The organism is Streptomyces sp. NPDC005799 (assembly GCF_040630525.1).
GTDB lineage: Bacteria > Actinomycetota > Actinomycetes > Streptomycetales > Streptomycetaceae > Streptomyces > Streptomyces griseorubiginosus_B.
In genome coordinates, this window is record NZ_JBEXXQ010000001.1 from 213,223 (window position 1) to 239,592 (window position 26,370).

At 72.3% G+C, this 26,370-nt stretch carries 18 protein-coding genes and 2 pseudogenes; 2 read left to right on the plus strand and 18 right to left on the minus strand.

From position 1 onward, the window contains the following. Nucleotide 1 precedes the first annotated feature (1 nt). Entirely contained in the window at nt 2-3,820 is a 3,819-nt protein-coding gene (locus ABZ453_RS00900; RefSeq protein WP_359010224.1) for an FtsX-like permease family protein, read from the minus strand. Between the two features lie 170 nt (nt 3,821-3,990). Continuing rightward, a complete protein-coding gene (locus ABZ453_RS00905; RefSeq protein ID WP_356768344.1) occupies nt 3,991-4,410 on the minus strand; it encodes a globin in 420 nt (139 codons plus the stop codon). Between the two features lie 122 nt (nt 4,411-4,532). On the opposite strand from ABZ453_RS00905, the gene ABZ453_RS00910 reads away from it, so the two are divergent. Next, nucleotides 4,533-5,522, plus strand: coding sequence for a methyltransferase domain-containing protein (locus ABZ453_RS00910; RefSeq protein ID WP_359010226.1), 990 nt, complete (start codon nt 4,533-4,535; stop codon nt 5,520-5,522). A 127-nt stretch (nt 5,523-5,649) separates the two neighbouring features. Here the strand turns inward: ABZ453_RS00910 and ABZ453_RS00915 are convergent, their stop codons facing one another. The 14 genes from ABZ453_RS00915 to ABZ453_RS00980 all read right to left on the minus strand — a co-directional run bounded on the left by ABZ453_RS00915 (nt 5,650) and on the right by ABZ453_RS00980 (nt 24,852). Next, nucleotides 5,650-7,221: an FHA domain-containing protein gene (locus ABZ453_RS00915; protein WP_359010228.1), complete on the minus strand. Its 1,572-nt coding sequence runs from the start codon at nt 7,219-7,221 to the stop codon at nt 5,650-5,652. 67 nt (nt 7,222-7,288) lie between these two features. Beyond that, nucleotides 7,289-8,635, minus strand: a complete 1,347-nt coding sequence (locus ABZ453_RS00920; RefSeq protein ID WP_359010230.1) for a VWA domain-containing protein — start codon at nt 8,633-8,635, stop codon at nt 7,289-7,291. Nucleotides 8,636-8,733: 98 nt separating this feature from the next. Beyond that, the gene (locus tag ABZ453_RS00925) at nt 8,734-10,047 is read right to left on the minus strand and encodes a PP2C family serine/threonine-protein phosphatase (protein WP_359010232.1); all 1,314 of its coding nucleotides are present in this window, start codon (nt 10,045-10,047) and stop codon (nt 8,734-8,736) included. Further along, nucleotides 10,048-12,537 (minus strand): tetratricopeptide repeat protein, encoded by a 2,490-nt coding sequence (locus ABZ453_RS00930; protein ID WP_359010234.1) that lies wholly within the window; start codon nt 12,535-12,537, stop codon nt 10,048-10,050. It abuts the gene before it with no gap. A gap of 13 nt (nt 12,538-12,550) precedes the next feature. Next, a complete protein-coding gene (locus ABZ453_RS00935) occupies nt 12,551-13,891 on the minus strand; it encodes a hypothetical protein (RefSeq protein WP_359010236.1) in 1,341 nt (446 codons plus the stop codon). A gap of 57 nt (nt 13,892-13,948) precedes the next feature. Continuing rightward, nucleotides 13,949-14,995 carry a glutamate ABC transporter substrate-binding protein gene (locus tag ABZ453_RS00940; RefSeq protein WP_359010238.1) on the minus strand — a complete coding sequence of 349 codons (1,047 nt, stop codon included), beginning with the start codon at nt 14,993-14,995 and terminating at the stop codon, nt 13,949-13,951. Between the two features lie 13 nt (nt 14,996-15,008). Beyond that, nucleotides 15,009-16,409: a hypothetical protein gene (locus tag ABZ453_RS00945; protein WP_359010572.1), complete on the minus strand. Its 1,401-nt coding sequence runs from the start codon at nt 16,407-16,409 to the stop codon at nt 15,009-15,011. A 433-nt stretch (nt 16,410-16,842) separates the two neighbouring features. Then, complete coding sequence (locus tag ABZ453_RS00950; RefSeq protein WP_359010240.1) at nt 16,843-17,814, minus strand: BadF/BadG/BcrA/BcrD ATPase family protein; 972 nt, start codon at nt 17,812-17,814, stop codon at nt 16,843-16,845. Then, entirely contained in the window at nt 17,805-19,070 is a 1,266-nt protein-coding gene (locus tag ABZ453_RS00955) for a 6-phospho-beta-glucosidase (protein WP_359010242.1), read from the minus strand. Before ABZ453_RS00955 ends, ABZ453_RS00950 begins: the two co-directional genes overlap by 10 nt. Nucleotides 19,071-19,077: 7 nt before the next feature. Further along, on the minus strand, nt 19,078-19,971 hold the full coding sequence (locus tag ABZ453_RS00960) for a carbohydrate ABC transporter permease (RefSeq protein ID WP_133040938.1): 894 nt from the start codon (nt 19,969-19,971) through the stop codon (nt 19,078-19,080). 2 nt (nt 19,972-19,973) lie between these two features. Further along, nucleotides 19,974-20,915 carry a sugar ABC transporter permease gene (locus ABZ453_RS00965; protein WP_359010244.1) on the minus strand — a complete coding sequence of 314 codons (942 nt, stop codon included), beginning with the start codon at nt 20,913-20,915 and terminating at the stop codon, nt 19,974-19,976. 7 nt (nt 20,916-20,922) lie between these two features. Continuing rightward, the gene (locus ABZ453_RS00970) at nt 20,923-22,284 is read right to left on the minus strand and encodes an ABC transporter substrate-binding protein (protein WP_359010246.1); all 1,362 of its coding nucleotides are present in this window, start codon (nt 22,282-22,284) and stop codon (nt 20,923-20,925) included. An 81-nt stretch (nt 22,285-22,365) separates the two neighbouring features. Further along, the gene (locus ABZ453_RS00975; RefSeq protein WP_359010248.1) at nt 22,366-23,577 is read right to left on the minus strand and encodes an ROK family transcriptional regulator; all 1,212 of its coding nucleotides are present in this window, start codon (nt 23,575-23,577) and stop codon (nt 22,366-22,368) included. A gap of 171 nt (nt 23,578-23,748) precedes the next feature. Then, a complete protein-coding gene (locus ABZ453_RS00980) occupies nt 23,749-24,852 on the minus strand; it encodes a mechanosensitive ion channel family protein (RefSeq protein WP_359010250.1) in 1,104 nt (367 codons plus the stop codon). 322 nt (nt 24,853-25,174) lie between these two features. Here ABZ453_RS00980 and ABZ453_RS00985 point away from each other — a divergent pair, with 322 nt between their 5' ends. Beyond that, nucleotides 25,175-25,711, plus strand: a complete 537-nt coding sequence (locus tag ABZ453_RS00985; RefSeq protein ID WP_133040943.1) for an HNH endonuclease — start codon at nt 25,175-25,177, stop codon at nt 25,709-25,711. Nucleotides 25,712-25,861: 150 nt separating this feature from the next. On the opposite strand, the pseudogene ABZ453_RS00990 reads toward ABZ453_RS00985, so the two are convergent. Together ABZ453_RS00990 and ABZ453_RS00995 are read right to left on the minus strand one after the other, a co-directional pair. After that, nucleotides 25,862-26,119 (minus strand): annotated as a pseudogene (locus ABZ453_RS00990) (ATP-binding cassette domain-containing protein); the annotation flags it as partial. Further along, nucleotides 26,116-26,250 (minus strand): annotated as a pseudogene (locus tag ABZ453_RS00995) (PadR family transcriptional regulator); the annotation flags it as partial. The pseudogenes ABZ453_RS00990 and ABZ453_RS00995, both read right to left, overlap by 4 nt. Nucleotides 26,251-26,370: the final 120 nt, after the last annotated feature.

The window sequence follows — 26,370 nt, forward strand, 5'->3', positions numbered from 1 at the left end:
CTCACTCGCCTCCCTGCTCCCGCAAGGACACCACCGGGTCCCCGCGCCGCACCGCCAGCGCCGCCGTCACCACGAGCGGCGTCACCGCCACCGCGGCCAGCAGCACCGCCACGTCCCCGACCGGCAGCCGGACCAGGACGCCCGGCACCGGGCGGGTCGCCTCCGTCGTCAGGACGATCAGCGGGATCACCGCGCGCGCCAGCGCCGTCCCCAGCGCCGTCCCCACCACCAGCGCCAGCGCGACCAGCACGCCCTGCTCGACGGCGATCATGCGGGCCAGCCGGCGGCGCGGCGCGCCCAGGGCGCGCAGGACCGCGAGTTCGGCGCCCCGCTCGCGCAGGGAGCCCGCCGCGCTGACCGCGAAGCCGACCGCGGCAAGGGCCGCCGCGACCCCGGCCGCCGCCGCGAACGCCGCCTCGGGCCCCGCGCCGAACGGATCGTCCCGCAGCTGCGCCGCCGTCTCGTCGCGTACGACGACCTGGGAGGGGTCCAGGTCAGGCAGCGCGCGCAGGGCCGCGGCGACCCGGCCCGTGGCGCCCGGGTCGGTCCGCAGCCACCATTCCGTCGGCGTCACACTCACCCCGTACCGCCCCTCCAGCACCCGGTTCACCGCCCGTAGATCCACCAGCAGCGCGCCCCCGTCCGCGTCCCCGGTCGTCGGCAACTCCCGTACGGAGCGCACGATCCGCACCGGCACCGTCTCGCCGGAGAGGGTCACGTCCACCCGCTGTCCGGTGTGTGCGCCGGCCGAGGCGAGGAAGCGGTCGGTCGCCACCGCCGTGACCTCGGGCGGCGCGGTCTGCGCGACCTGGGCCCGTACCGTCAGCGAGGCGGAGGCCCAGGGTTCGTCGACCGGCACGTACCCGGTGCCGTACGCGACCGTCAGCGGCGACGAACTCACCGTCGGAGGCTCCGGGTTGGTTCTCGGGTCGGGCGAGGACACGTTCCCGTCGCTCGACGAGGACACCTTCCAGGACGTGGGCAGCGGGATGCTCCGTGCCGACCCGTCCGCCGAGTGCGCCGTCAACTCGCCGATCGTGAGCCGGTGTTGTTCGGACCTGCCGCGCGGTACCGACACGACCAGTTGCAGGCCCGTGAGCTTCAACGGCTCACCTGGGAGCGGCAGTTCAAGGATGTGCGGGTGGCCGTCGCCGGGGAGTTCGCCCACCGGGACCGCGTACGGGGTGCCGTAGCGGTCCTCCAGGGTGGCTGTCACGTCGGCCGAGGTGCCGGTGCCGCCTGAGCCGCGCAGGGTCGTCGTCACGTCCAACCGGACGGTGTGGGTGGGCACTTGGGCTCCCACTGTCGCCGTCCTCGGGCCCAGGGGCGCGAGCAGCGGCCGTACCGGCTCGGGGGACAGGTCCCGGCGCAGCAGCATCATGTCCGCCGCGTGCGCGGTGTCCAGGGCGAGCAGATCGGCCGTACGGTCGCCGGAGAGCGGGAGTTCGGCGCGTACGGCGGGCGCGGTCTCGCGTACGCCGCGCAGGGCCGCGTACGCCTCCGTGCGGCCGGGGCCTGCCTCGCCGGCGCCGAGGACACGGACCGGCGCGCCCGCGGCGAAGTCCGCCTGGTCGCTCTGCGAGCGCGTCCAGGAGGCGCCCTGGCCGATGGCGAGCATGCCGAGCGCGACGGCGAGGACCAGCAGCAGTACCGGGCCCGCGCCCCGCATCGGGCGGCGGCTGAGCTGCCAGCCGGCCAGCGCCGCCGTCAGCCCGCGCCCGCCGGCCGCGCGGCGCTCGGCGAGCCGGGCCACGAGCGGGAGCAGACGGAGGGTCAGCACCGTTCCCGCGAGCAGCGCCAGCGCGGGCGCGGCGACGAGGAGCGGGTCGATGCCGAGGGTGCCGGAGCGGGCGGGGGTCACCGCGCCGGAGGTCTGCCGCCCCAGCTGCCAGTACGCCACCCCGGCCACCGCCAGCAGCCCCAGATCCGCACCGCCCCGCACCGAACCGGGCAGTACCTGCGCCCGCCCCGGCCGCGGACCGGGATCGACGCCGGGTCGACTCCGTCGCGGCCGGAGACCTGTACTCGGGCTCGTGGGCGGCTTGTCCGGTGGGAGGTCGGCGTTCGGGCCGGTGGGCGGCTTGTCCGGTGGGAGGTCGGTGTTCGGGCCGGTGGGCGGCTTGTCCGGTGGGAGGTCGGTGTTCGGGCCGGTGGGCGGCTTGTCCAGCGAGAGGTCGGCGTTCGGGCCGGTGTGCGGCTTGTCCAGCGAGAGGTCGGCGTTCGGGCCGGTGTGCGGCTTGTCCGGTGGGAGGTCTTTGCTCAGGTCCGTGGGCGTCTTGCCCGGTGAAAGACCTGCACTCGGGCCCATGCGCCCCTCACCTGGCTGGAGCCCTGAACTTGTGCGCCGCCGTCCCGGCCGGAGACCTGGACTCGCGTCCGTGTGCCGCCGTCCCGGCCCCCAACCCGCACTTGCGTCCGTGTGCCGCCATCCCAGCCCCCAACCCGCACTCGCGCCCGCGCGCCGCCATCCCAGCCGCAAACCCGCACTCGCGCCCGCGCGCCCCCGCCCCCGTCGCGCCCGCGCGCCCCCGCTCGTGTGCCCTTGCCCCCGCAACGCACGCGCCGGGGATGCCTCGGCCCTCAGTGCCGGTAGCGTCACCGCGAACGCGCAGCCCAATGCCACGCCCGCCGCCACCAGCCACACCCCGAGCCGGCCGCCCGCCGGCACGTCCAGGTGCAGTCCGATCCGGGCCAGTGAACCCTGCCTCGCCAGGAGCCGGGTCAGCGGGGCCGCCAGCAGCGGGGCGCACACCACGGCCGGCAGGGCCAGAAACAAGGCCTCCAGAGCGGCGAAGGACGCGATCCGGGTGCGGGAGGCGCCGCGTGCCCGCAACAGCCGTGTCTCCGCGCTGCGTTCGGCGCTCAGCAGCCGGGCCACCAGGAGCAGCGCACAGCCCGCGAGCAGGCCGAGCTGCAGCGCGATGATCAGCAGGGTCGAACGGGAGACGAGCAGCGAGCGCTGGACCCGGTCGAGGACGTCGGGCAGGCCGGTGGCCGCCTCCGTGGTCCCGCCGAGCGCGGACTGCCCGCGCAGGGCCGCGCCGCCGGAACGGGCCGCCTTGCGCAGCTCACCGATCCGCGCGGTCGTCAGCCGTGAGAAGTCCGCGGACGCCAGCCAGCCCGACTGACCGGCGCTCACCCCGCCGCCTGTCACTACCGCGGGGGCGGCGAGCAGGGGGCCGTACGTCGTGAAGTCGACCGTCTTGATGCCCCGGCCACCCAGGTCGTCCAGCTGCCAGTACGGCGCGTCCGCCACCCGGGGCCGGTACACGCCGGTCAGGGTGACCCGGACCTTCGGGCCGCCGAGCCGGTCGACGAGGGTGAGGCGCGCGCCCGGCCTCAGGCCGAGGCGCCGGGCGGCGGTCTCCGGTAGGGCCCCCTCGACTCCCCGCGCGGCATCGCGGGGCGCCCGGCCCTCGACGATCCGGATCTGCGTCGCGTCCAGGGCCGCGAGGTAGGTCAGCGCGGGATCCCCGGATCGCTCGGACGGCGGCTGGAGCGAGCGGGGGAGTGCGTAGGGGCCCGACCGCACCAGCGCCCGCACGGTCACCGGCAGGCCGGCGAAGACGCGCCGCGCCGCCTGCCGTACGGCGGTGTCGGCGGCCTCACGGCGGTCACCGGGCACCTCGGCCTTGACGACGAGGGCGCTGTCCGCCGCGTTGCGTGGGCTCTGCAGGGAGTGGCGCAGGGCCGCGTCGCCGATCGCGCCCGCGTAGGCGGTGAGGGTGGCCAGGACGGCCGTGGTCAGCAGGACGGTCAGGAGCGCGGCGGCGAGCAGCAGACGGTGGGCACGCGCACGCAGCAGGACGAGACGCGTCACCGCCCCCAACGCCGTCACCCCGACCCCCCGTGGCCGTCCGGAAGTTGTCCAGACCTCCGGCCGATGCTGTCAGAGGGGCGGGGTGCGGGGTAAGCGCTTGTAGATCGAGCTTGACCGGATCGTGACCGGTTCAGTCCGGAGGGTTGATCATTCTCGGTCCGGGGAGTTGATCATTCTCGGTCGGGAGCGTTGATCATCGAGGCGGCCGCGTAGGTCAGATACCGCCACAGCTCCTGCTCGTGCTCCTCGGACAGACCGAGCTCGTCCACGGCGTCGCGCATGTGCCGCAGCCACGCGTCATGGGCCTCGCGGTTCACGACGAAGGGGGCGTGGCGCATGCGCAGCCGGGGGTGGCCGCGGTTGTCGCTGTACGTCGTCGGGCCGCCCCAGTACTGGATCAGGAACAGCGTGAGCCGCTCCTCGGCCGGGCCCAGGTCCTCCTCGGGGTACATGGGCCGCAGGACGGGATCCTCGGCCACCCCCTCGTAGAAACGGTGCACGAGGCGGCGGAAGGTCTCCTCCCCGCCGACCTGCTCGTAGAAGGTCTGCGTCTGAAGCGTGCCGCGCCGGATCTCTTTCACGCCCTCCATGCTCTCAGACGCCGGGGACCAGGACTGGAGCCTTAGGACCGGCGGACCGGCGGACCGGCGGGCCTTCGGACCGGCCGGCTCCGGTACTCGCCTCGCGCCGCGTCCCGCAGCACAGTGGACGTATGGGCGCGCACGCTCTCGACAAGGACCTGGACGACCTCGCCCTCGCCGCGCGGACCGCGCTGGTGCGGGAGATCGAGGCGAGCGGGGCCTGGGCCGGTGATCCGGTGTGGCGGGAGGCGTTCGAGGCGGTGCCCCGGCATCTGTTCGTGCCGTACTACTACGTCGGCGTCCGCGGCGGATACGAGCGGCGCTGGGGAGAGAGCCCGGATCCGCCGGCCCGGGAGACGTGGGTGCGCGGGGCGTACGCGGACACCCCGCTGGCCACGCGACTGCGCGACGGCGAGCTGATCTCCTCCAGCAGCCAGCCCTCGCTCATGGCACGGATGCTCGCCGAGCTCGGGGTGGAGGACGGCGACCGGGTCCTGGAGATCGGCACCGGCACCGGCTACAACGCGGCCCTGCTCGCCCACCGGCTCGGCGACGACGACCTGGTCACGACCGTCGACCTGTACCCGGACATCACGGACGCGGCCCGGCGGCACCTGGCCGCCGCCGGGCACCACCCGCTCGTCGTGACCGGTGACGGGGCGCGCGGAGTGCCCGAGCGGGCCCCCTTCGACCGGATCATCGCCACCTGCACGCTGACCTCGGTCCCGTCCGCCTGGGTCGCCCAGTGCGCTCCGGGCGCCCGGATCCTGACTCCGCTCGCGACGGGACTGCTCGCGCTGACCGTCCGGGACACCGGATGCGCCGAGGGCCGCTTCCTGGACACGGCCGCCTACTTCGTGCCGCTGCGCGGCGACGGCCGCTCCGAGCCGGAGCCGGCCCCGCTGGACGGGATCCCGCGCCGGGCCAGGGACCACGACCTCTTCCGCTTCCTGCTCGCCCTGACCGATGGCGGCCTCGACCCCCAGGAGGCGTACACCCTGTGGGAACGCGAGGGCCGGCCCACCCGGGACCGCTACGGCGTGACGTTCCGCGACGGCGGGGAGTGGGCCTGGCTGGACGACCCGGAGGGGCCGTACGTCTGGCCCCTCCCCGGCCGCTGACCAAGCGCTCCGCTGGAAGTGCCGAGCTGTGCCGTCGGTCGTCCGCGGCGCCGTCGTGGCCGGTCGCGCAGTTCCCCGCGCCCCTTCTGGGGCGCTACCGAACCGCTGCGGACTTCGCCACGTCCGCTTAGTTCCTGCGGATCGTGATCGTCGTCCAGGCGCCGACGTGGACCCGGTCGCCGTCGACCAGGGGGACCGGGACGAACGGCTGGATCGGCTCCTCGGAGCCGTTGACCGTCGTGCCGTTCGTGGAGTTCTGGTCGACGACCGCCCAGCTGCCGTCCGGTTGCTGGACCAGCACCGCGTGCTGGTGCGAGACGCCCGGGTCCTCCGGCGGCACCGAGAGGTCGATGTCAGGGGTGTCGCCGGTGGAGTGCCGGCGGCGGCCGATGGTGATCTGGTTGCCGGACAGCGTGCGCTGCTGCTCGGGCGAGTACGCGGGCAGGTTCAGGCCCGCGGCCTCCGGGCCGGAGCGCTGCATCATCGCCATGAAGTAGTCGCGGTCCGGACCGATGGTCGCCGTCCAGGTCGCCGGGCCCGCCTGCGGCCGCCCGTAGCCGGGGCCGGGCGGTGCCTGGGTGGCGCCGGGCTGCGGGTAGCCGTAGCCGCCGCCTGCGCCGCCGGGACGCCCGGGGCCGCCCGGGGCACCGGGGCCGGAGGACGGCGGGGAGATCACCCAGTCGTCCTCACCGCCGCCGAAGGACGGTCCGCCCTGCTGCGGCCGCCGCGTCTCCTGCGGGAACGCGGGCGGTGCCGCCGGGCCGGCCTGGAACCCCTGTGGGCCGCCACCGGGGCCACCGGGAGCGGTGGTCGGCGTCGGGCCGGGCGGCGGCGGGACCGGACGGGACGGGTCGGGTCCGAAGTTGGACGGTCCACCGGGGCCGCCCGGTCCACCGGGACGCGGGTCGTTGCCGAAGCCGGACGGGCCTCCGGGGCGCGGGTCGTTCCCGAAGGGGGACGGGCCGCCGAGGCGCTGGTCGTTCCCGAAGGGGGACGGGCCGCCGAGGCGCTGGTCGTCGCCGTAGCCGGAGGGGCCGCCGGGACGGGGGTCGTTGCCGAAGGGGGACGGTCCGCCACCCGGGCCGCCGGGCCGCGGGTCATTGCCGAAGGCCGACGGGCCGCCGGGGCCGCCCGGACGCGGGTCCTCGCCGAAGCCGGAGGGGCCCGACGGGCCTCCCGGGCGCGGGTCGTTGCCGAAGGCCGACGGGCCGCCGGGACGGGGGTCGTTGCCGAACGGGGTCGGGCCGGAGGGCTCGCTGCCGAAGGGCGGGATCGGTTCGGCGGGGCGGTTCATCTGCGACGGGCGGGAGCTCTGGTACTCGTACGAGTCACCGCCGCCGTACGACGGGCCGGGCGGCTGCTGCTGGTAGCGCGCGTTCGGGCCGGGGGCCGGCGGGCGCGGGGCGGCCGGGGTGTACGAGGTGGCCGTGTTCGTGAGGAAGTTCCACCGGCACTCCTCGCAGAAGGGCGCGCCGCCCTCGCGGGGCGTACGGCACTGCGGGCACAGCTCCGGCTCCTGGTCGGGGACCGAGGACAGGTGCGGACGCCCGCCGGGCTGGGTGCCCTGCGGGGGCGGGAAGCCGTAGCCACCGCCCGGCGGCGGGGGCGGGGGCTGAGGCACGGCACCGGCCATGCGGTGACCGCAGACCTCGCACCAGTCGTCGGAACCCGACTGGTGTCCGTTCGGGCAGGTCGGCATGTCGGCGCCTCCCCCTCTCCTTCAGGGTCCTACGGTCGTAGGAGGGTCGTACTCGGCGGGTGATACGTCACTTCTTTACACGAACAGTCTTTGTGGACCGGGTTTCGAGAGTCATCTCGTCGGCCTCCTCGACCTTCGCCTTCAGTCGCACAGTACCCGTCGCGGCGTCGACGACGTCCACCACCTTCGCAAGCAGTTTCGCAGTATCCGCGTTTCCGGAGGCACTGGCGAGCTGCACGGCCCGGCCCAGTTTGGCCGTGGCTCCATCGAAATCGCCCGCTTTGCGGAGATCCAGTCCCTGTTGGATGGCCTGGGCCAGTTCGGCCTGCCCGGTGTAGTGGGCGACCTGCGGGTTGATCGACGTCGAGGCCGCCATGTCGTCGGTCCACACGGCCCGTACCAGGCCCTGGGCGCCCAGGTTCTCGGCGCTTCCGTCGGGCTGCGGGATGACGAGGGAGACCCGGGCGGCGAGCATCTCCTGGCCGATGCCGGCGGAGGGGACCTCGACGCAGACGTGGTAGTCGCGGGACTCGTCGCCCCAGGAACCGGTGGGGTAGTCGCCCGCCCGCGGGCCGGCCTCGGTGCGGCGGTCGGTCAACTCCTCGACCGTGGGCGCCACTTGCTTGACGAACTTGATGGTGGTGCCCACCGGCGTCCACACCCTCAGGGTGACGTCGGAGACCTCCTTGCCCATCGCCTTCTCCATCATCTGCGTGAAGTCGGCGGCGAGACCGGCCGGGTCGGCGACGATGTCGGCGGTGCCGAGCAGGGCGGAGGCGATCCCTGTGACTTCTTTCACTTCCCAGTCGGTGCCCACGCCCCGTGCGTCACAGGTGAACCGTCCGGCGCAGTCGTCGAGCGATCGCTTGAGGTCGGTCGGCGACTCGTGCTCGTTGCGGCCGTCGGTGAGCAGGATGCCGTGCCGGATGGCGACGTCGGCGGTGGACAGCAGCCGGTCGGCCAGCCGCAGCCAGGTGCCGATGGCCGTGCCGCCGCCCGCGCTCAGCTTGCGCAGCGCCTCCTTCGCCTGGCTCCGGGTGCCGGCGTCGGCGACCGCGAGCCGGCCGCCCCCCGGGTAGACCTCCTTGGCCACGTGCGTGCCGCCGATGACCGCGAAGTGCACCCCGTCGCGCAGGGTGTCGATGGCCGCGGCCGTCGCGTCGCGGGCGTTGCGCATCTTGGTCGGCGGGTAGTCCATCGAGCCGGAGCAGTCGACCATGACCGCCACCGCCGCGGACGGACCCTGGCCGCGCGAGTAGAGATGGGGTGCCGCGACCGCGCTGCCGAGCGTGCCGCCGCCGGTCGCGGTCACCGTCACGATCGCGTTGACCTCCCGGCCGCCCTCGGGCAGGTACTCGTTCTGGTACACGTCCATCGAGAACGTCGGCACGTTGGACTTCGAGAAATTGGCCATGCGTACTCAAATCCCCCTCGAGAACCCCGCGTCCGCGAGGTGACGACTGTATGCGGACCGGTCCCCTCCGGTCCGCCGAGACCTCCCCGTAAGCGGCCTCAGGCCGATCCTGCCCCCTGGGACACGGCCGGGAACGGCACGAGGGCCACTGTTACGTTGTCGTGGCCCCCGCCGTCCAGTGCGTGACCGACCAGGACCTGCGCGCTGTGCAGCGGCCGCACGGCGGCGTCGGCGGGCAGGGCCTCGGCCATCTCCTCCGCCGCCTCCGCGTAGTTCCACAGCCCGTCCGTGCACACCACCACTACACCCGGCCGGTCCGGCTTGAAGGAAGCGGTGTGCGGCTCCAGTTCGTAGGCGTCCGCACCGAGCCAGCCGGTGATCGCGTGGGCGCGCTCGTCGGCGTACGCCTCGGCCTCGTTCATCAGGCCCGCGGCGACCATCTGCGCCGCCCAGGAGTCGTCCTCGGTGAGCCGGGCCGGTGGTGAGGTGCGGTCCACCGGCACCCAGTAGACACGGCTGTCGCCGACCCAGCCGACGACCAGCAGACCGGCGGTGACGACCGCGCCGACGATGGTGCACGCGGGCGCGTTCTGGTGCGGGGAGTGCTCGCGGGCCGTGGCCGGCTCGGCGGCCAGGGCGTTGACCGCGTGCGAGGCGGCGACGATCGCGTCGTGCATCGCCTGCTGCGGGTGGGTGCCGCGGGGCAGCGCGGCCAGCAGGGACTCGCTGGCGGCGTCGGCGGCGGCGAGGGAGGCGTCGTCGGGCCGGGTCGCCGAGGAGACGCCGTCACAGACGATCGCGAGCGTCGCGGGGGTGCCGTCGGGCAGGGCGGTGTGGCCGATGCCGAAGGCGTCCTCGTTGCGGTGGTGGCGCAGTCCGCGGTCGCTGACGGCGGCGGCCGGGCCGCACTCCTGCTCCATGTGGTCGCGCTCCCGCGGCTGGGCGTGCCCGCAGTTCTCGCAGTAGCCGTCGCTGTCCACCCGGCCCGAGCGGCAGGCCACGCACAGCTTGACCTCCCCGCCCGCCGCGAGGTCGGCCAGGCGCGGGTCGGGGGCCTGCAGCGGGTACTCCTCGGGCTCCGGCGGCCGGTCGAAGCGCACGCCGGAGGCAGGGGAGACCGGCGACCCGGTCGGCCGCTCCTGGGGCAGCGAGCCGCCGCCGGAGTCCGTGCCGCGCAGATCGGTGGGCCGATGCGTGGCCGTGGGGGTGTCGGCGCCCGGTGCGGGCACGGTCGGCCAGTTCACGTCCTCGCCCGGGGGCGGCGAGCCGTTGAGCGCGATCGTGGGATGGTCGTCCGGCCGCGGCGGCACCGCGGACAGGTCGAATCCGCACGCACCGCAGAAACGGTCACCCGACTCGAGCGGCCACTCGCAGCTCGGACAGGCGGACAGCTGGGGCATCTGCGACATCAACTACACCCACGTCCGGGGGCGGTAACGGTTGGCACGTTCCACCAGGTCGATCCTCTCCTCGCCGCCCCGCGCCAGCCGGGCCAGCGTGCGGTACGAGCGCTCCAGGCCGAAGCGGAGTCCCCGCTCGTCCAGGTCGTTGCCGAGCACGCGCCGGTCGGCGGACGCGGAACCCTGGCCCCCGGAGAGTATCCAGTCCAGCGCCGAGCCGAGGACCTCGGCGGACAACTGCTCCCTGCGGGCCGGGTCCAGACCGTACGCGTCCAGCGCCTCGACCTGCCCGGCGGCGGCCGTCAGATCCTCCAGGAACGGCGCGTCGGAGGCGACGGCCGTGCGTTGACGCAGCCTCGCCCGTACGGCCGCCACGCGCGCGGCGGTGTAGTGGATGGACGACTCCGGCACCGACTCCAGCGTCCGTACCGCGCCGCGCCGGTCGCCGCCGGCCAGCTGGACCCGGGCCAGCCCGAAGGCGGCGCTGACACAGCTCGGGTCGGTCGACCACACCAGGCGGTAGTACTCGGCCGCGTTGTCCAGCTGGCCGAGCACCTCCGCGCACAGGCCGAGGGCCAGCTTGGGCGCGGTCTCCCCGGGGAAGGCGTCGTAGATCGCGTCGAAGGCGAGCGCGGCGCCCTCGTGGTCGTCGGTGACCAGCGCGGCCACGCCCCGGTACCAGACCACCCGCCAGTCGTCGGGCCGCTCCCCCTCCAGCGTGGTCAGCGAGGTCAGCGCCGCCTCGGAGTCGCCGTTCTCCAGCCAGGCCCTGATCTGCCGCAGCCGGGTCTCCACCGAGGACGAGGGCGCCGCCGCGAGCGCGCCGAGCAGTTCGGCCGGCGCGGTCGCGAGCAGCCCCGCGAGGAAACCGGCGTTGGGGTCGGCGGGATCGACCCGGGGGACCGGCAGGGCGAGGGCGGCGGCGGGGGAGTTGACCGGCTTGACGATGCCCGGGCCACCACCCGGGGTGGCCGACAGCTGGGAGTGCTGGTTCTTCTTCGGCTGCACGGCGCGGGCCCCGAGCCGGGAGACGTCGCCCTCCAGCTTGGGGAACAACTCCGTGTCCGTCACCCGCAGTTCGGGCCCGAACAGGGTCGACAGGGCGGGCCGGGCGCGGCCCGTCTGGAGCGATACGACCTCTCTGAGCACGCCGGTCAGCTGCTCGGCCATCTCCTGCGCGGAGGCGAAGCGGCGGGCCGGGTCGGGGTCGGTGGCGCGGACCAGCAGCCGGTAGAACGACTCGTACTGGCGGAAGACCTCGATGTTGTCCGGGTCGGGCAGGGAGTCCACGAAGACGTTCGTGTAGCCCTGGAAGTCGAAGGTCAGCACGGCCAGCGTGCGGGCCACCGTGTACAGGTCGGAGGCGACCGAGGGGCCGTCGACGGCGACCTCCGGCGCCTGGTAGCCCACCGTGCCGTAGATCGCCGACTCGTCGTCGTCCATGCGGCGCACGGCGCCCATGTCGATCAGCTTGAGCTGGTCCTCGGTCTGGATGGCGTTGTCGACCTTGAAGTCGCAGTACAGCAGGTTGCGGCTGTGCAGATGGCCGAGCGCCTCCAGCGCCTCGATGCCGTACGCGCACGCCTGCTCCACCGGCAGCGGGTCGCGCTTGCCGTCCGGCGTGCGGCGGCCGTTGGCGATCTCCTTCAGGGACTTGCCGCCGACGTACTCCATGACGATGTAGCCGTCGAGGGAGCCGGTGCGCTGGTCCAGGTGCTCCACGAAGTTGTAGATCCGCACGATGTTGGCGTGCTCGATCTCGGCGAGGAAGCGCCGCTCGGAGATCGCCGCGGCCATCGCGTCCTGGTCGCCGGTGTCCAGCAGGCCCTTGAGGACCACCCAGCGGTCGGAGACCGCCTTGTCCACGGCGAGGTAGACCCAGCCGAGCCCGCCGTGCGCCAGACAGCCCACGACCTCGTACTGGCCGTGCACCACGTCGCCGGCCTTCAGCTTCGGCACGAACGAGTACGGGTGCCCGCACTTGGTGCAGAAGCCCTCGGTGCGGCCCGGCCGGTCGCCGCGCGAACGGCCCACCGGCGCCCCGCAGTCGGAGCGCGAGCAGAACCGCTTGCGCTCGGGCACCTCGGGGTTGTCCTGCACCATGGCGCGCGGGTCGGGCCGCGGCACGTCCGGCACCTGCACCAGGCCGGCGCCCAGCCGGCCCCGGCCGGAGGTGTTGGTGGAGGAGCCGGAGCTGCGCACCGACACCGAGCGGCCGGTCGTCCTGCCGGACAGGGCGCGCGACAGGCGTCCCGACACCGAGCGCCGCGACTTCGACGACTGCGAGGACGTACGGGAACTGCGGCTGCTGGAGCGTGAACTGCCACTGCTCTGCGAGCCCTTGCCGCCGCCGGTGATGCCGGTGGCGGGCGAGGAGACCATGCCGTCGCCCGAGACGACCGGCGCGTGTCCGCAGGTGTCGCAGTACAGCGCGCCGCCGCCGACGTCCTCGTACGTGCCCTCGCAGTCGGGCCGCTGACAGGTCTGCTGTGCCTGGCTCATGACTCCCCCCGACTCATGACGACTCACCCCTGTGATCTTGACGATCCCACGGTGTGCCCTGCTCCGGCACGCGCGGGCCGCCCAGGGCCTCGGCGGCCGCCCGCTGGTAGCGCAGCACGGCCTGTTCGGCGACCCGCAGGTCGCAGGGCGCGCTCCACAGCATGCGCCGGGCCGCGTCGTACCGCTCGATCAGGAACGGGTCCTCCGCGAGCCCGTGCCGGGCCACCTTCGCCTTGTACGCGTCGAGCCGGCCGCGCAGCTCCGCGCGGACCGCCAGTGGAGCGGTGACCGCGGTCAACGACTCGCGGGCGCGCAGCAGTTCGTCCTCCGCCTTCTGCTCCAGGGACTCCAGGAGCGGGGACAGCCGGTGCCACTGGGCGTGTCTGCGGTACTCGGCGGCCGTCGCCAGCTGCTCCTGCAGCGCGGTCGGCGGGCCGCTGACCACGGGCACCTCCGTCGCGGCGATCTTCGCCAGGACCTCCCCGCGCGCGGTGCGCGCCTCCGCGAGGGTGCGGTCCGCGCGGGAGAGCACGTCCCGCAGCTTCACCAGCCGCTGCTCGGCGTCCTGGCGGACGGTGAGCACGGCGTCGATCTCCCGGCGCACGTCCTCAAGGGCGCGCGCCTCACGGTCGTACACCGTGGTGTCCGGGCGGCCGCCGCCCGGTGCCGAACTGCCCTGCGCGGGGACCCAGTAGGCGAGCGGATCGGAGATCACCTGCTCGCGCAGGGACGTCAGGGTGCGGGTGATGCGTTCCAGGTCGTCGCCCGCCGGGTGCTCGCCGGGGCGTACGCCGACGGAGTGGGCGAGCCTGCGGGTGCGCTGGAGTTCGGCGGCCAGTAAATCGATCCGGGCGGGCAGCGCCGACCAGACGGCGTCGGCGGCGACGACCATGTCCAGGCTCGTCGCGTACAGGTCGTTCATCCGGTCGACCAGGTCGGAGAGCGAGAACTGCTCGCTGAGCTTGCCCGGAGCGCCGTGCAGCGTCGGCGCGTTCGCCGTGGCGGTCGTCGAGCCCGCGACCGTGACCGAGGCGCCGCGCAGCAGCTCGGTCAGCTCCACCAGGTCCTCGCGGCTGGACCAGCGGCGCCGGGAACGGATGTCCCGGGCCGAGCGCAGGGTGTCGGTGTACGCGTCGAAGTACGCCCACAGCAGCGTGATGGACGCCTCCGCGGTCGTCCAGCGCTCCTTGGTGACGCCGGTGAGCTCGGCGCCCTCCAGGAGCCTGCGGCCCGCGTGGTCCTGCAGGGCGAGCAGCGAGGTCTCGATCGCCTCGTGCTCCGCGCCGAGCCGCGCCAGCGCACGGTCCACCTCGTCCCGGTCCATCACCGGCCCGGCGGGGTCCGTGACGCCCATCGATCACCTCTCGCTGCTGTCGTGGTCCTGGTGCTGCCTGTCAGTCTCGATGTTCGGTCACTTGTAGTGCGCTTCGGGAGGGGTCGCCGAGTCAGACTTCTGGCCGGGCTGGTCCAGGGTCGGGTGCAGCCACTTCGCGTACGACGCCTGCCAGCCGCCGTTCTTGATGTAGTTCTCCAGGGTGCGGTTGACCTGGCGTACCAGATCCTGGGCATCCAGCTTCATCGCCACGCCGTAGAACTCGTGGGTGAACGGGCGGCCCTTGAGCTCCACCGTGGGGTCCTGGGCGGCCTGGCTGGCGGCGAGGGCACCGTCGGTCACCACCGCGTCGACCTCGCCGAGCTGGAGCTTCACCAGGCAGTCGAGCTGGTTGGGCACCTGGGTGGAGATGTCGGTGGAGGCGGGGATCTTGTCCCCCCGGTCCACCTTGAGGTTGTCGTAGGCGGTGGAGCCCTTCGCCGAGCAGACCTTCTTGCCCGCGAGGGAATCGTTGTACCCGGTGATCGTCGAGGTCTTGGGGGCGAGGACCTGCTGGCCGGTGCTGAAGTACGGGGCGGAGAAGGCGACCTCCTTCAGCCGCTTGCAGGTGATCGTCATCGTGCGTACGACCATGTCGACGTCGCCGTGCTGGATCGCCGGGATGCGCTGGTTGGTCGGTATGGCCTTGAAGGAGACAAGGTCCGGATCGCCGAGGAGGTCCTTGGCGATCTGGTGGGCCAGGTCGATGTCGAAGCCCTCCAGCTCGCCCTTGACGTTGTTGGGGTTGAGGTAGCCCCAGCGGTAGCTGTTGGTGTCGACGCCGACGATCAGCCGGCGGTCCTTCTTGATCCTGTCGATGTTGGGTGTGCTGCCGTCACCGCCGGACGGCGAGAGGCTCTGGTTCTGCGGGTCCGGGCAGTCCTCGGCCTTCGCCTGGGTGCCGTGCGCGAGGCGCTGTTCGCCGCCGCTCGCGGCGCCGTCGGACTGGGTCAGCGGCAGCAGGAGCGCGAAGGCCACGGCGAGGGCGCAGACGGCCGCCATCGCGCCGACCCCGCCCCAGCCCCTCAGACCGGACCGCAGACGCCCTGTCAGACGCAGACGCCGTGTCACACGCTGTGCGTTCATGGTCGCGCCCCCCTCACCGGTATTCCGACAGCCTGCGGCCGATGCCGAGGACCGCGCCCGCCGCGCCGAGCACGGCGAGGACCGCCGCGCCGTACGGCAGTCCGGTCAGCGCGTCCCGGCCGCCGCTCGCGGCCTGCTTGAACTCGTGCTGCTCATGGTCGAGGGCCTGTTTGATCGCCGCGTCGACGTTGTCGAAGCACACGCTCGTCGGGTCCTTGCCGACGCCGATGACCTTGTCGCGGGCCTCCTGGTACTCGCCTTTGTCGTTCAGACTCTGGGCGACGCCGTGCCGGTCCTTCCACGCCTGCATGAAGCTGTTGGCGTCCTTCACCGGTTTCCTGCCCGCCGAGTCGTCGGCGAGGCCGTCCGCCTTGTTCAGGGCCTTGGCGAGCTTGCCGATCTGGTCGTCGTAGCCCCAGGAGTACGCGTCCACCGTGGTCTCGCCCACGGCCTTGGTGTCGGCGCCGCGGCGGATCAGGCTGAGGTTCTCGTCGCTGCGGGCGGTCAGGGACGCGATCCGGGCGTCGTGCAGGACGTTCAGGGAGCGGACGCCGTGGTCATAGGAGTCGTTCAGGCCCATACGGGCGACGGTGTGGCCGACGACCAGCCAGAGCAGGACCACCACGGAGGCCGCCGACGCGGTGACCAGGCCGTGGTTGAGCACCCGGTTGGTGCGCAGGAAGTTGCGCCGCTGGGCCCAGGCCAGTGCGGCGAGGAGGACGACGCCGAGGCCGATCGCCCCCCAGGGGAAGGCCTTGGCGTCCGCGTAGTCGGAGTTCAGCCGCTGGTTCTCCCGGTCGTACAGGGCCTGGGCCTTCGGCAGCATCTGCTGCTGCATCATCTCGTTCGCCGCGCGCAGGTAGGCACTGCCCACCGGGTAGCCCTGCCGGTTGTTGGCGCGGGCCGTCTCGACGAGGCCCTTGTACCGCGACAGCAGTTCGTTGAGCTGGGAGATGGCCGTTTCCGACGCGGAGCCCGGCTCGGAGTTGGAGGCGGCCGTGACGAGCTTGTCGGCGGCCGTGCGGATGTCGGTCTCGTACCCCTTGCGCACCTGGGGCTTCTCCTGCGGGCCCGCCAGATAGCCGCTGGCGGCGGCCGTGTTGGCGTCGGCGAGGGAGCGGTAGATGTCGGCCGCGTCGGAGCTGAGCGGCTGACTGCGGGTGAGGACGTCGTTCGCGGCGTTCGACCGGTCCGTCATCTGCCAGGCGGTGACCGCCCCGAAGGCGACGACGAGCAGGGCGAGCAGCGCGCCGATGATGCGCAGCCGCCCCGGTTCGGTGGTGGCGGCCGCGCGCAACCGGTCGACGCCCTCGGCGAAGGCGGTGCGGCGCGCGGCACCGGGCTCGGGTACGGCGGCGGGGCCCGGCGGGGTGGGGGGTTCGGGCGGGCCCGGCTGCGGTGGTACGGCCGGCATCGTGGGCACACCGGATCCCGGTGGCGCCGCGCTGCTCTTCGGCGGGTGTGTCACTGTTGACCTCCCCCATGGTCATCCTTCGCCGCAAGTATCACCGCCGGGGCCGACATCCGCACCGGCCTTCACGGGATCTTGATCGGATCGCAGTGCCTTCGCCGTCCCACCGGCGCACGACACAGCGTCCCGCACCACCCCCTGCCCATGAATACGCCGACGGAATCAGTTCGGTTCCCGTGGGGGAGGACCGGGGTTCCAGCAGGGCACGGGGCCTGTTGCGCGAGTGACGCCTGCCGCGCGCACCAGACCCTGAGCGGACCTGGTGAAGTCCGCTGCGGTTCGGTAGCGCCCCCGAAGGGGCGCGGGGAACTGCGCGAACGGCCACGACGGCGCCGCGGACGACCGACGACACAGCGCGGCACTTCCAGCGGAGCGCTTAGCCCTCGAAACGGGCCCGTACCCGCTCGTGCACCTCCCTCTGCGCTCCCACCCGGTCAAGGCCTAGCAGCGCCGCGCCCAGCACCGGGCTCGCCGTGACCACTCGGGCCACCGCCTTCGGTGCGCGGACCGCCAGCAAGTCCCTGATGCCGTCGCTCAGTTGGGGATGCTGGGCGGCCAGGACGCCGCCGCCGAGCAGGACCGGGGTCTCCTCCTCCAGCAGGTCCAGACGGGTCAGTGCGACCGTCGCCATGGTGACCACCTCGTCCGCCAGCCGGTCCACCAGCGCGCGGGCGATCGGGTCGCCGTCCGCGGCCGTCGCGAACAGCACCGGCGTCAGCTCGTGCCGGCGTACCGGCTCGACCTCCTCCAGGTGCAGCGCCTCGATCAGCGCGAGCATGGTGGCGTAGCCGAAGTGGGCCGGGAGTGCGCGGACCAGTTCCGTCTCCTCGCCCCGGCCGTCCTCCGCGCGCGCGGCGTGCCACAGGGCCTCCTCCGCCAGGCCCCAGCCGCCGCCCCAGTCACCGGAGATCCGGCCGAGCGCGGGGAAACGGGCGGTACGGCCGTCGGGGCGCATGCCGACGCAGTTGATGCCGGCACCGCAGACCACGGCGACCCCGCGCGGCTCGGTGATGCCCGCGCGCAGGATGGCGAAGGTGTCGTTGCGGACCTCCACCGACGTGCCCCACGCGCGCGCGTGCAGCGCGGCCGCCAACTGCTCCTCCTCGACGGGGAAGTCGGCGTTGGCGAGACAGGCGGAGACATGGTCGGCGGACTCCACGCCGGCGGCGGCGAAGGCCCGGCCGACCGCGTCGCCCAGGGCGTCCACGGCCGTCTCGACGCCCACCACCGGCGGCCGGAACCCGCCGCCGCGGGCCGTGGCCAGGACGGTCCCGTCGTCCGCGACGACCGCCACGTCGGTCTTGCTGTTGCCCGCGTCGACGGCGAGGACACGTGCGGTCATGCCCACGCGAGGTGCTCCCGGTTGTGTGCGATCAGTCGGTCGGTGAGGTTCTCGGCGTACTCGTACTGGCCGATGAGGGGGTGGGCGAGCAGTGCCCGGAACACCCGGTCCCGGCCGCCCCGCAGGGCCGCCTCCAGAGCCAGCTCCTCGTAGGCGGTGACGTTCGCCGTCAGGCCCGCGTACAGCGGGTCCACGGCGGCCACCGGCAGCGGCGTCGCCCCCTTCACGCCGACCGCCGCCTGCACCTCGATCACCGCGTCGTCGGGCAGGAAGGGCAGCGTGCCCCGGTTGTAGGTGTTGACCACCTGGTACGGCGATCCGCCCGCGCCCAGCAGCGAGGCCGCGAGGTCGACGGCCGCCTCCGAGTAGTACGCGCCGCCCCGTCTGGCGAGCAGCTCCGGCTTCTCGTCCAGGGCCGGGTCGCCGTACATCTTCAGCAACTGCCGTTCCATCTCGGCCACTTCGGCGGCCCGGGACGGCTTGGTGCGCAGTTCGCGGACGACCTCGTCGTGCGCGTAGTAGTAGCGCAGGTAGTAGGAGGGGACCACGCCGAGGCGGTCGAGGATCTCGCGGACCAGGTGCAGGTCGGCGGCGATGGCGTCGCCGTGCTCGGCCAGCAGCTTGGGCAGCGCGTTCTCGCCCTCGGGGCCGCCGAGGCGGACGCCGGTCTCCCAGGTGAGGTGGTTGAGGCCGACATGGTCGAGGTGGATGTCCGCGGGCGAGACGCCGAGCAGGTTGGCGAACTTGCGCTGGAAGCCGATCGCCACGTTGCACAGGCCGACCGCCTTGTGGCCCGCCTGCAGCAACGCGCGCGTGACGATGCCGACCGGGTTGGTGAAGTCGATGATCCAGGCGTCGGGGCTGGTACGGCGCACCCGTTCGGCGATGTCCAGCACCACCGGCACCGTGCGCAGCGCCTTGGCGAGACCGCCCGCGCCGGTGGTCTCCTGGCCGACGCAGCCGCACTCCAGCGGCCAGGTCTCGTCCTGCTCGCGTGCCGCCTGACCGCCGACGCGCAGCTGCAGCAGCACCGCGTCGGCGCCCTCGACGCCGGCGTCCAGGTCGGAGGTGGTGACGACACGGCCGCTGTGGCCCTGTTTGGCGAAGATGCGCCGGGCGAGCCCGCCGACCAGTTCGAGGCGCTCGGCGGCCGGGTCGACCAGCACCAGCTCCTCGATGGGCAGGGTGTCGCGCAACCGGGCGAAGCCGTCGATGAGTTCGGGCGTGTAGGTCGACCCTCCGCCGACCACGGTGAGTTTCATGAAGTGTCTAACCCTTCACTCCGGTGAGCGTGACGCCTTCGACGAACGCCTTCTGGGCGAAGAAGAACACGAGGATCACGGGGGCCATGACCAGCACGGTCGCGGCCATGGTGAGGTTCCAGTCGGTGTGGTGCGCGCCCTTGAAGGACTCCAGGCCGTAACTCAGCGTCCACGCGCCCGGGTTCTCCGAGGCGTAGATCTGCGGGCCGAAGTAGTCGTTCCAGGCGTAGAAGAACTGGAACAGGGCGACGGCGGCGATGCCGGGCTTGGCCATCGGGATGACGACCTTGAGCAGGGTGCGCAGATCGCCGCAGCCGTCGACCTTGGCCGCGTCGACGTACTCGTTCGGGATGGTCAGCAGGAACTGGCGCAGCAGGAAGATGGAGAACGCGTCGCCGAAGGCCATCGGGATGATCAGCGGCCACAGCGTGCCCGACAGGTCCAGCTGCTTCGCCCAGAACAGGTACATCGGAATGATGATCACCTGCGGCGGCAGCATCATCATCGAGATGACCAGCATCAGGGCGAGATTGCGGCCCCGGAAGCGGAACTTGGCGAGCGCGTAGGCCACGGGGATCGACGAGACGACGGTGAGGACCGTCCCGAGTCCCGCGTAGATCAGCGTGTTCTTCCACCAGGTGAGGAAGCCCGGGGTGTCGAAGACCTTCTTGTAGTTGGCCCACTCCCAGGTGTGCGGGATCAGGTCCCGGCTGAGCGCCTGGCTGTCGCTCATCAGCGAGGTCAGGAAGACGAACACGAACGGCAGGGTGAAGAAGAGCGCGGCCGCCACCCCGAGGGAGTGGATGGCGATCCACTCGAAGAGCGACCTGCGGCGGGCCGTGCGTTCGGCGGGGGAGACCGGGGCGTGCACCTGCACCGGCTTGTCCAGCACTTGGGCCATGGTCAGTCACCTGCCAGGTTGAGACCGCCCCGGCGCCGCATCAGGAACGCGGTGAACACCATGGACAGGACGAACAGGACGAGGGCGACGACACACGCGGAGCCGTAGTCGAAGCGCTGGAATCCGAGGTTGTAGACGAGCTGCGGGAGGGTCAGCGTGGACTTCTCCGGGTAGCCGGGCTCGAACTGGGTGCCGGCGCCCTGGATCACGCCCGAGGCGACCTTCCCGGCGATCAGCGGCTGGGTGTAGTACTGCATGGTCTGGATCACGCCGGTGACGACCGCGAACATCACGATCGGCGAGATGTTGGGCAGGGTCACGTACCGGAACCGCTGCCAGGCCGAGGCGCCGTCCAGCTCGGCGGCCTCGTACTGCTCCTGCGGGACGTCGAGCAGCGCGGCCATGAAGATGACCATCAGGTCGCCGATGCCCCACAGGGCGAGCAGGGTGAGGGCCGGCTTGGACCAGGTGGGGTCGTTGAACCAGCCGGGGGCCGGGATGCCGACCTTCTCCAGGATCGAGTTGACCGGGCCCGTACCGGGGTTGAGCAGGAACGCGAACGCCATGGTCGCGGCCACCGGCGGGGCGAGGTAGGGCAGGTAGAACAGGGTGCGGAAGACTCCCGTGCCCGTCTTGATCTTGGTGATCAGCAGGCCCACGCCGAGCCCGAAGACGACTCGCAGGGTCACCATGACGACGACCAGCCACAGGGTGTTGCGCAGGGCGGGCCAGAAGTAGGGGTAGTGCTCGAAGACGTACGTCCAGTTCTTCGTACCGCTCCACGTCGGCGCCTTGAAGCCGTCGTAGTGCATGAACGAGAAGTAGACCGTCGAGATCAGCGGGTACGCGAAGAAGACCGCGAAGCCGATCAACCAGGGCGACATGAAGGCGAGGGTCCGAAGCGCCGACCGGCGGCGCTTCGACGCCAAGGTGATGGTGCTCATCGTCGGACTACTTCGCCTGCGCGATGTCCGTGTCGATCTGCTTGGCCGCGCTCTCCAGGCCGGCCTTGAGGTCGGTGGCCTTTCCGCTCTCGTAGTCATAGCCGAAGTTCTGGATGGTCACGAGGTACGAGCCGCCGTTGATCGAGGCGGGGCTGGTGTTCGAGTTCGGGTTCGCCGCGATGTCGAGGAAGGTCTTGAAGCGCGGGTCGTACTTCAGCTTCGGGGACTTCAGCGCGGCCAGCGTGGAGGGCACGTTGTGGATGCCGTTGGAGAAGTTCACCACCGCGTCGGTGTCCGTGGTGATGTACTTGACGAACTCCCAGGCCGCGTTCTGCTTCTTGCTGGTGGCAGCGACACCGGCGATGGTGCCGGTGATGTAGCCCTTGCCGTACTGGCCGGCCTGGTCGTCGGGGACGGGCAGCGGGGCGACGCCGATGTCCAGCTTCGGGTTGGCCTCCGTGGCCATGCCCAGCCGCCACTCGCCGTCGAGCTGCATGGCGACCTGGCCGGTGTGGAAGGGGTGCTTCTTGCCCCACTCGTCGCCGAGCGTGGAGCGGTAGGTCTCCAGCTTCTTGAAGCCGCCGAGCTCGTCGACGAGCTTCTTCTGCAGCTGGAATCCCGCGGTGAACGCCGGGTCCTTGGCGAGGTCGGACTTGCCGTTCTGGTCGAAGTACGTCGGCGAGAACTGCGCGAAGTAGTGCTCGGTCGTCGTCTCCCAGCCGTGGTAGTCCGGCATGAAGCCGAGCTGCTTGTATGTGTCGCCCTGGGGGATCGTCAGCTTCTTGGCGTCGGCCTCGAACTCCGACCAGGTCTTCGGCGGGCTGGTGATGCCGGCCTTCTTGAACTCGGTCTTGTTGTAGTAGAGGCCGTACGCGTCGCCCAGCAGCGGCACCGTGCAGCGGTCGCCGTTGAACTGGGTGTACTCGTTCATCGCCTTCGGGAACGTCGTCTCCGGGTCGATGCCGTCCTTCTTGAAGAAGGGGTTGAGGTCGACCAGTGCGCCCGAGGAGCAGAACTTGCCGACGTTGTTGGTGGTGAAGGAGGAGATGACGTCGGGCGCCTTGTCGCCGCCCGTGCGCAGCGCCTGGTTGATCTTGTCGTCGGTCATGTTGCCGACGACGTTGACGTGGATGTTGGGGTGGGCCTTCTCGAAGCCGGCGATCAGCGACTTCACGGCCGCCACCTCGTTCGGCGCGCTCCAGGCGTGCCAGAAGTTGATGGTCGTGTCCTTGGAGGCGTCGTCGCTCGCACCCGAGCTCGACTGTCCGGTACAGGCGGTGGCGAGGAGGGCGAGGGAGGCGGAGGCGGCGAGCGCGAGGGCCGTCTTCCGGGTCACTTCGGCGGCGACTTTCCTGGACTTTTCGGGCATGACGAGGTCTCCCAGGGGCGGGACGGGGTGGGTGAGGAAGGCGCGGGGGGTGAGTGCGGGGTGTGCGGGAGGGGTGGTGCGTCAGCGCGAGGTGTCGAAGACCTCGTCGCGAGTGGCCGCGAGGGCGCTCTCCAGCGCGCCCCGCAGCACGGGATGTTCACGGACGTCGCCGATGACGAGCCGGGGGCGGGCGGCGGCCAGCTCCTCCAGCTCGTCCTGGACGAGGGAGCGCAGCGGCTCGCCGCCCGAGGTCAGGGAGGCGCCGCTGAGTACGACGAGTTCGGGGTCGAGGACGGAGACGAGGGCGGCGAGACCGGTGGCCAGCCGGGTCGCGTACGTCTGCAGGAGCTTGCGGGAGAGGTCGGTGTCCTCGGCGGCGGCCCGCTCCAGGAGCGCGGCGGCCACCTCGGCGTACGGCCCCGAGGGGATCTGCGCGATGCCGAGTTCGCGGGCGAGACGCGGGACGGCCTGGGAGCCGGCCAGCTCCTGGTAGCCACCGCTGTTGGCCTTCGTCACCTGCCGGACCAGGGGCACGCCCGGCACCGGGAGGAAACCCACCTCGCCCGCGCCGCCGGTCCAGCCGCGGTGCAGCCGGCCGCCGAGGACCAGGGCGGCGCCGAGGCCCCCCTCGTTCCAGAACAGCACGAAGTCCTCGTGCCCCCGTGCCGCGCCCAGCCGTTGTTCGGCGACGGCGACGAGGTTGACGTCGTTCTCGTACTCCACCGGCATCGGCAGCGCGGCGGCGAGTTCGTCGAGCAGGGCCGGGGTGTGCCAGCCCGGGAGGTGCGAGGCGTAGCGCAGCCGGCCGGTGTTGGGGTCGAAGGCGCCGGGGGTGCCGATGACGAGCCGGTGGACGTCGTCGCGGGCCAGCCCCGTCGCCTTCACCGCCCCGTCGAGGGCGTCGGTGACCTGCCGGACGACGGGCTGGGCCGGACGCCTCCCGGGGGTGGGGAGTTCGTACGAGCCCACCGTGCGGCCGGTGACGTCGGCGACGGCGGCGAGGATGCGCTCCGGGGTGACGTCCAGGCCCGCCGCGTACCCGGCGGCCGGGTTGACCTCGTACAGCTGGGCGTTGGGGCCGGGCCGTCCCTCGGTGGTGCCGGTGGCGAGGACCAGCCCGGCCGCCTCGAGGCGGGCGAGCAGCTGGGAGGCGGTCGGCTTGGAGAGGCCGGTGAGCTTGCCGATCCGCGTGCGGGACAGTGGCCCGTGCTCCAGGAGGAGGTCCAGGGCGGCGCGGTCGTTCATGGCGCGCAGGACGCGCGGGGTGCCCGGCGTACCGGCGGATCCTGCCATGGGTCGACACCTGCCTTTCGACTGTCCAGCTTCTCATTCCACCACTGTTAGGAAAGTTTCCTATTGGCTGGAAAGGAACGTAAGCCCAGGGCGAAGGGGGCGTCAATAGAAGCCGCCCCCGAGGCAACACACTCGTTACCTCGGGGGCGGTGGGACCGGGGGAGCGGCCGGCTACTTCGGCGCGGTCCGCTGCGGCGCCATCGGCGTGGCCGCCGCCGACTGCGGGGAGTCCGGGTCGGAGTGGGCGGACGGGGCCGCGACCGTCTCCGTCGCGGGGGCGGGGTCCAGGGCGGTGGCCACGGCCGTCTCGCCGCCCACGATGCGGATGTCCGCCGCGTCGAAGGCCCGCTTGACGCGCCAGCGCAGCTCGCGCTCGACGGCGAGGGACTTGCCCGGCATGGTCTTCGCCGAGATGCGCACGACCATCGAGTCCAGCAGCACGCTGTCCAGACCGAGCACCTCGATCGGGCTCCACAGGAGCTCGTTCCACGGCTCCTCGGCGCTCATCTTCTCGGCGACCTCGTCGAGGGTGGCCTTCATCTTGTCCAGGTCCTCGTTCGCCTTCACGGTGACGTCGACACCGGCCGTGGCCCAGCCCTGGGAGAGGTTGCCGATCCGCTTGACCTCGCCGTTGCGGACGTACCAGATCTCGCCCTCGGCGCCGCGCAGCTTCGTCACGCGCAGACCGACCTCGATGACCTCGCCGGAGGCCACGCCCGCGTCGATCGTGTCGCCGACGCCGTACTGGTCCTCCAGGATCATGAAGACACCGGAGAGGAAGTCGGTGACCAGGTTGCGGGCGCCGAAACCGATCGCGACACCGGCGACCCCGGCGGAGGCCAGCAGCGGGGCCAGGTTGATCTGGAACGCGCCCAGCACCATCAGCGCCGCGGTGCCCAGGATCAGGAAGGACGCCACCGAGCGCAGCACCGAGCCGATGGCCTGGGAGCGCTGACGGCGGCGTTCGTTGTTGACCAGCAGACCGCCGAGCGAGGTGCCGTCGACCGCCTCGGCGGTGCGGGTCATCCGGTCGATCAGCTTGGTGATCGCCCGCTGCACGACCGCTCTGAGCACTCCCGCGATCACCAGGATCAGCAGGACCCTGAGACCGATCGCCAGCCACGTCGACCAGTTCTGCTCGACCCAGCTGGCCGCGTTCGTCGCGCTCTCCTGGGCGTCCTGGAGCGTCGGGACCGTCACGGCCGTCGACCCCGAGGGGGACGGCGACGGCGAGGGCGACGAACCGGCGGCCAGTAGGACGGCGGGCAAGGACACGGCGGGTACCTCCAGGTGCAGCGGTCCGCCCCCCGGCACGCGACGCGGTCAAGGTCACGAAAAGGTCACCGGAAGGGCAGGCCCACCACACTATCGGGGCGCGGTGTGGGAATCCTTGCGGTCTTCTGAGGAGACTCCGTGCGCACCCGGGATGAGCAGGTGGGATAAACACATCCCGCTCGGGGGGATGAATCACGTGTGGTCGAAAACACTCCCAGCCCGTTACCGGGACATGGTGGCGCGTCCACCAGGCAAGAGGGGAGACTGACCTACAGATCGTCCCGGCGCGAGCCACGCGCCGCCGACGCCCAAGGAGGCATCCGTGCCGCATGTCCTGGTCCTCAACGCGTCGTACGAGCCACTCGGCGTCGTACCGCTCCGCCGCGCGCTCGTCCTCGTCCTGGAGAACAAGGCCGTCTCCCTCGAGGAGTCGGGCGCCTTCCTGCACAGCGCGACCGTCACAGTCCCCGCACCAAGCGTGGTCCGGCTCAAGCGATTCGTCCGGGTTCCCTATCGGGGGCCCGTTCCTCTGACCCGACGCGCGCTGTTCGCGCGTGACGGGGGCCGGTGCATGTACTGCGGTGGCGTCGCAACCAGCGTCGACCACGTCATCCCGCGCAGCCGCGGGGGCAAACACGTCTGGGACAACGTGGTGGCGTCCTGCCGCCGCTGCAACCACGTCAAGGCCGACCGACACCTGATCGAGCTGGGCTGGCGGCTGCGCCACAAACCGGCCCCGCCCACCGGTCTGGCCTGGCGCATCATCGGGACCGGCCATAGGGACCCGCGCTGGCTGCCCTACCTGCAGCCGTACGGCGCGGAAGACGCCATGGCCCGGATCGACGGCATCTCCGCCTGACGGTCCGGGCCTTCGCATTCCCCTGCTCACCGGGAGTGCGGCAGCGTACGGCCCGGCCCGGGAGCCCCCCGCGCTCCCGGGCCGGACAGCCATGCGGTCAGGCGTAGCGCAGCTCGGCCGGGTGCAGTGTGCGGCGCAGCAGGGGGAGCCGCGCAGCTCGCTCAGCCGCCGCTCCGGCAGCCGGTCCAGCCGCTCGCCGGCGTACGTCACCACGCCCGCGTCCGGCCGCACGATCCCGGCGAGGCAATGCAGCAGTGTCGACTTGCCGCTGCCGCTCGCGCCGGTCACGGCGAGGATCTCGCCCGCGCCCAGCTCGACCGAGGCACCGCGCAGGGCCTCGGTCCTGCCGTGCGCCTTGGTGAGGCCGCGGGCCGCCAGCAGCGGCACCTTCCCGTCCCCGTTGTTCATGCCGAGTCGACCTCCGCGGTCAGGGTGGTGAGCCGGGCCGCCGTCGTGGTCATCCAACGGAGGTCGGCGTCGAGATGGTTGAGGGCGTAGTCCGCCGAGAGCACGGTCGCGAGATCGGCGCCCTTGGCGGTCGGTCGGCGGGTGACGTGTTCGGCGCCCGGGCCCAGAATGTGATGAGAGGCACGTAGTTCCTTCCTGTACGTCTGTCATCGCGCCCGCTGGGTAGGGCTGCGGTAACCGCCCCCAAGGTC

Bases quoted from the DNA above. Each gene is read 5' to 3' on its own strand.
- ABZ453_RS00910 (WP_359010226.1), top strand. From the start codon at position 4,533: ATGGGCGCGCACGCTCTCGACAAGGACCTGGACGACCTCGCCCTCGCC.
- ABZ453_RS00955 (WP_359010242.1), bottom strand. From the start codon at position 19,070: ATGAAACTCACCGTGGTCGGCGGAGGGTCGACCTACACGCCCGAACTC.
- ABZ453_RS00935 (WP_359010236.1), bottom strand. From the start codon at position 13,891: ATGGGCGTCACGGACCCCGCCGGGCCGGTGATGGACCGGGACGAGGTG.
- ABZ453_RS00920 (WP_359010230.1), bottom strand. From the start codon at position 8,635: ATGGCCAATTTCTCGAAGTCCAACGTGCCGACGTTCTCGATGGACGTG.
- ABZ453_RS00940 (WP_359010238.1), bottom strand. From the start codon at position 14,995: ATGAACGCACAGCGTGTGACACGGCGTCTGCGTCTGACAGGGCGTCTG.
- ABZ453_RS00970 (WP_359010246.1), bottom strand. From the start codon at position 22,284: ATGCCCGAAAAGTCCAGGAAAGTCGCCGCCGAAGTGACCCGGAAGACG.
- ABZ453_RS00975 (WP_359010248.1), bottom strand. From the start codon at position 23,577: ATGGCAGGATCCGCCGGTACGCCGGGCACCCCGCGCGTCCTGCGCGCC.
- ABZ453_RS00965 (WP_359010244.1), bottom strand. From the start codon at position 20,915: ATGAGCACCATCACCTTGGCGTCGAAGCGCCGCCGGTCGGCGCTTCGG.
- ABZ453_RS00930 (WP_359010234.1), bottom strand. From the start codon at position 12,537: ATGAGCCAGGCACAGCAGACCTGTCAGCGGCCCGACTGCGAGGGCACG.
- ABZ453_RS00915 (WP_359010228.1), bottom strand. From the start codon at position 7,221: ATGCCGACCTGCCCGAACGGACACCAGTCGGGTTCCGACGACTGGTGC.
- ABZ453_RS00960 (WP_133040938.1), bottom strand. From the start codon at position 19,971: ATGGCCCAAGTGCTGGACAAGCCGGTGCAGGTGCACGCCCCGGTCTCC.
- ABZ453_RS00905 (WP_356768344.1), bottom strand. From the start codon at position 4,410: ATGGAGGGCGTGAAAGAGATCCGGCGCGGCACGCTTCAGACGCAGACC.
- ABZ453_RS00945 (WP_359010572.1), bottom strand. From the start codon at position 16,409: ATGCCGGCCGTACCACCGCAGCCGGGCCCGCCCGAACCCCCCACCCCG.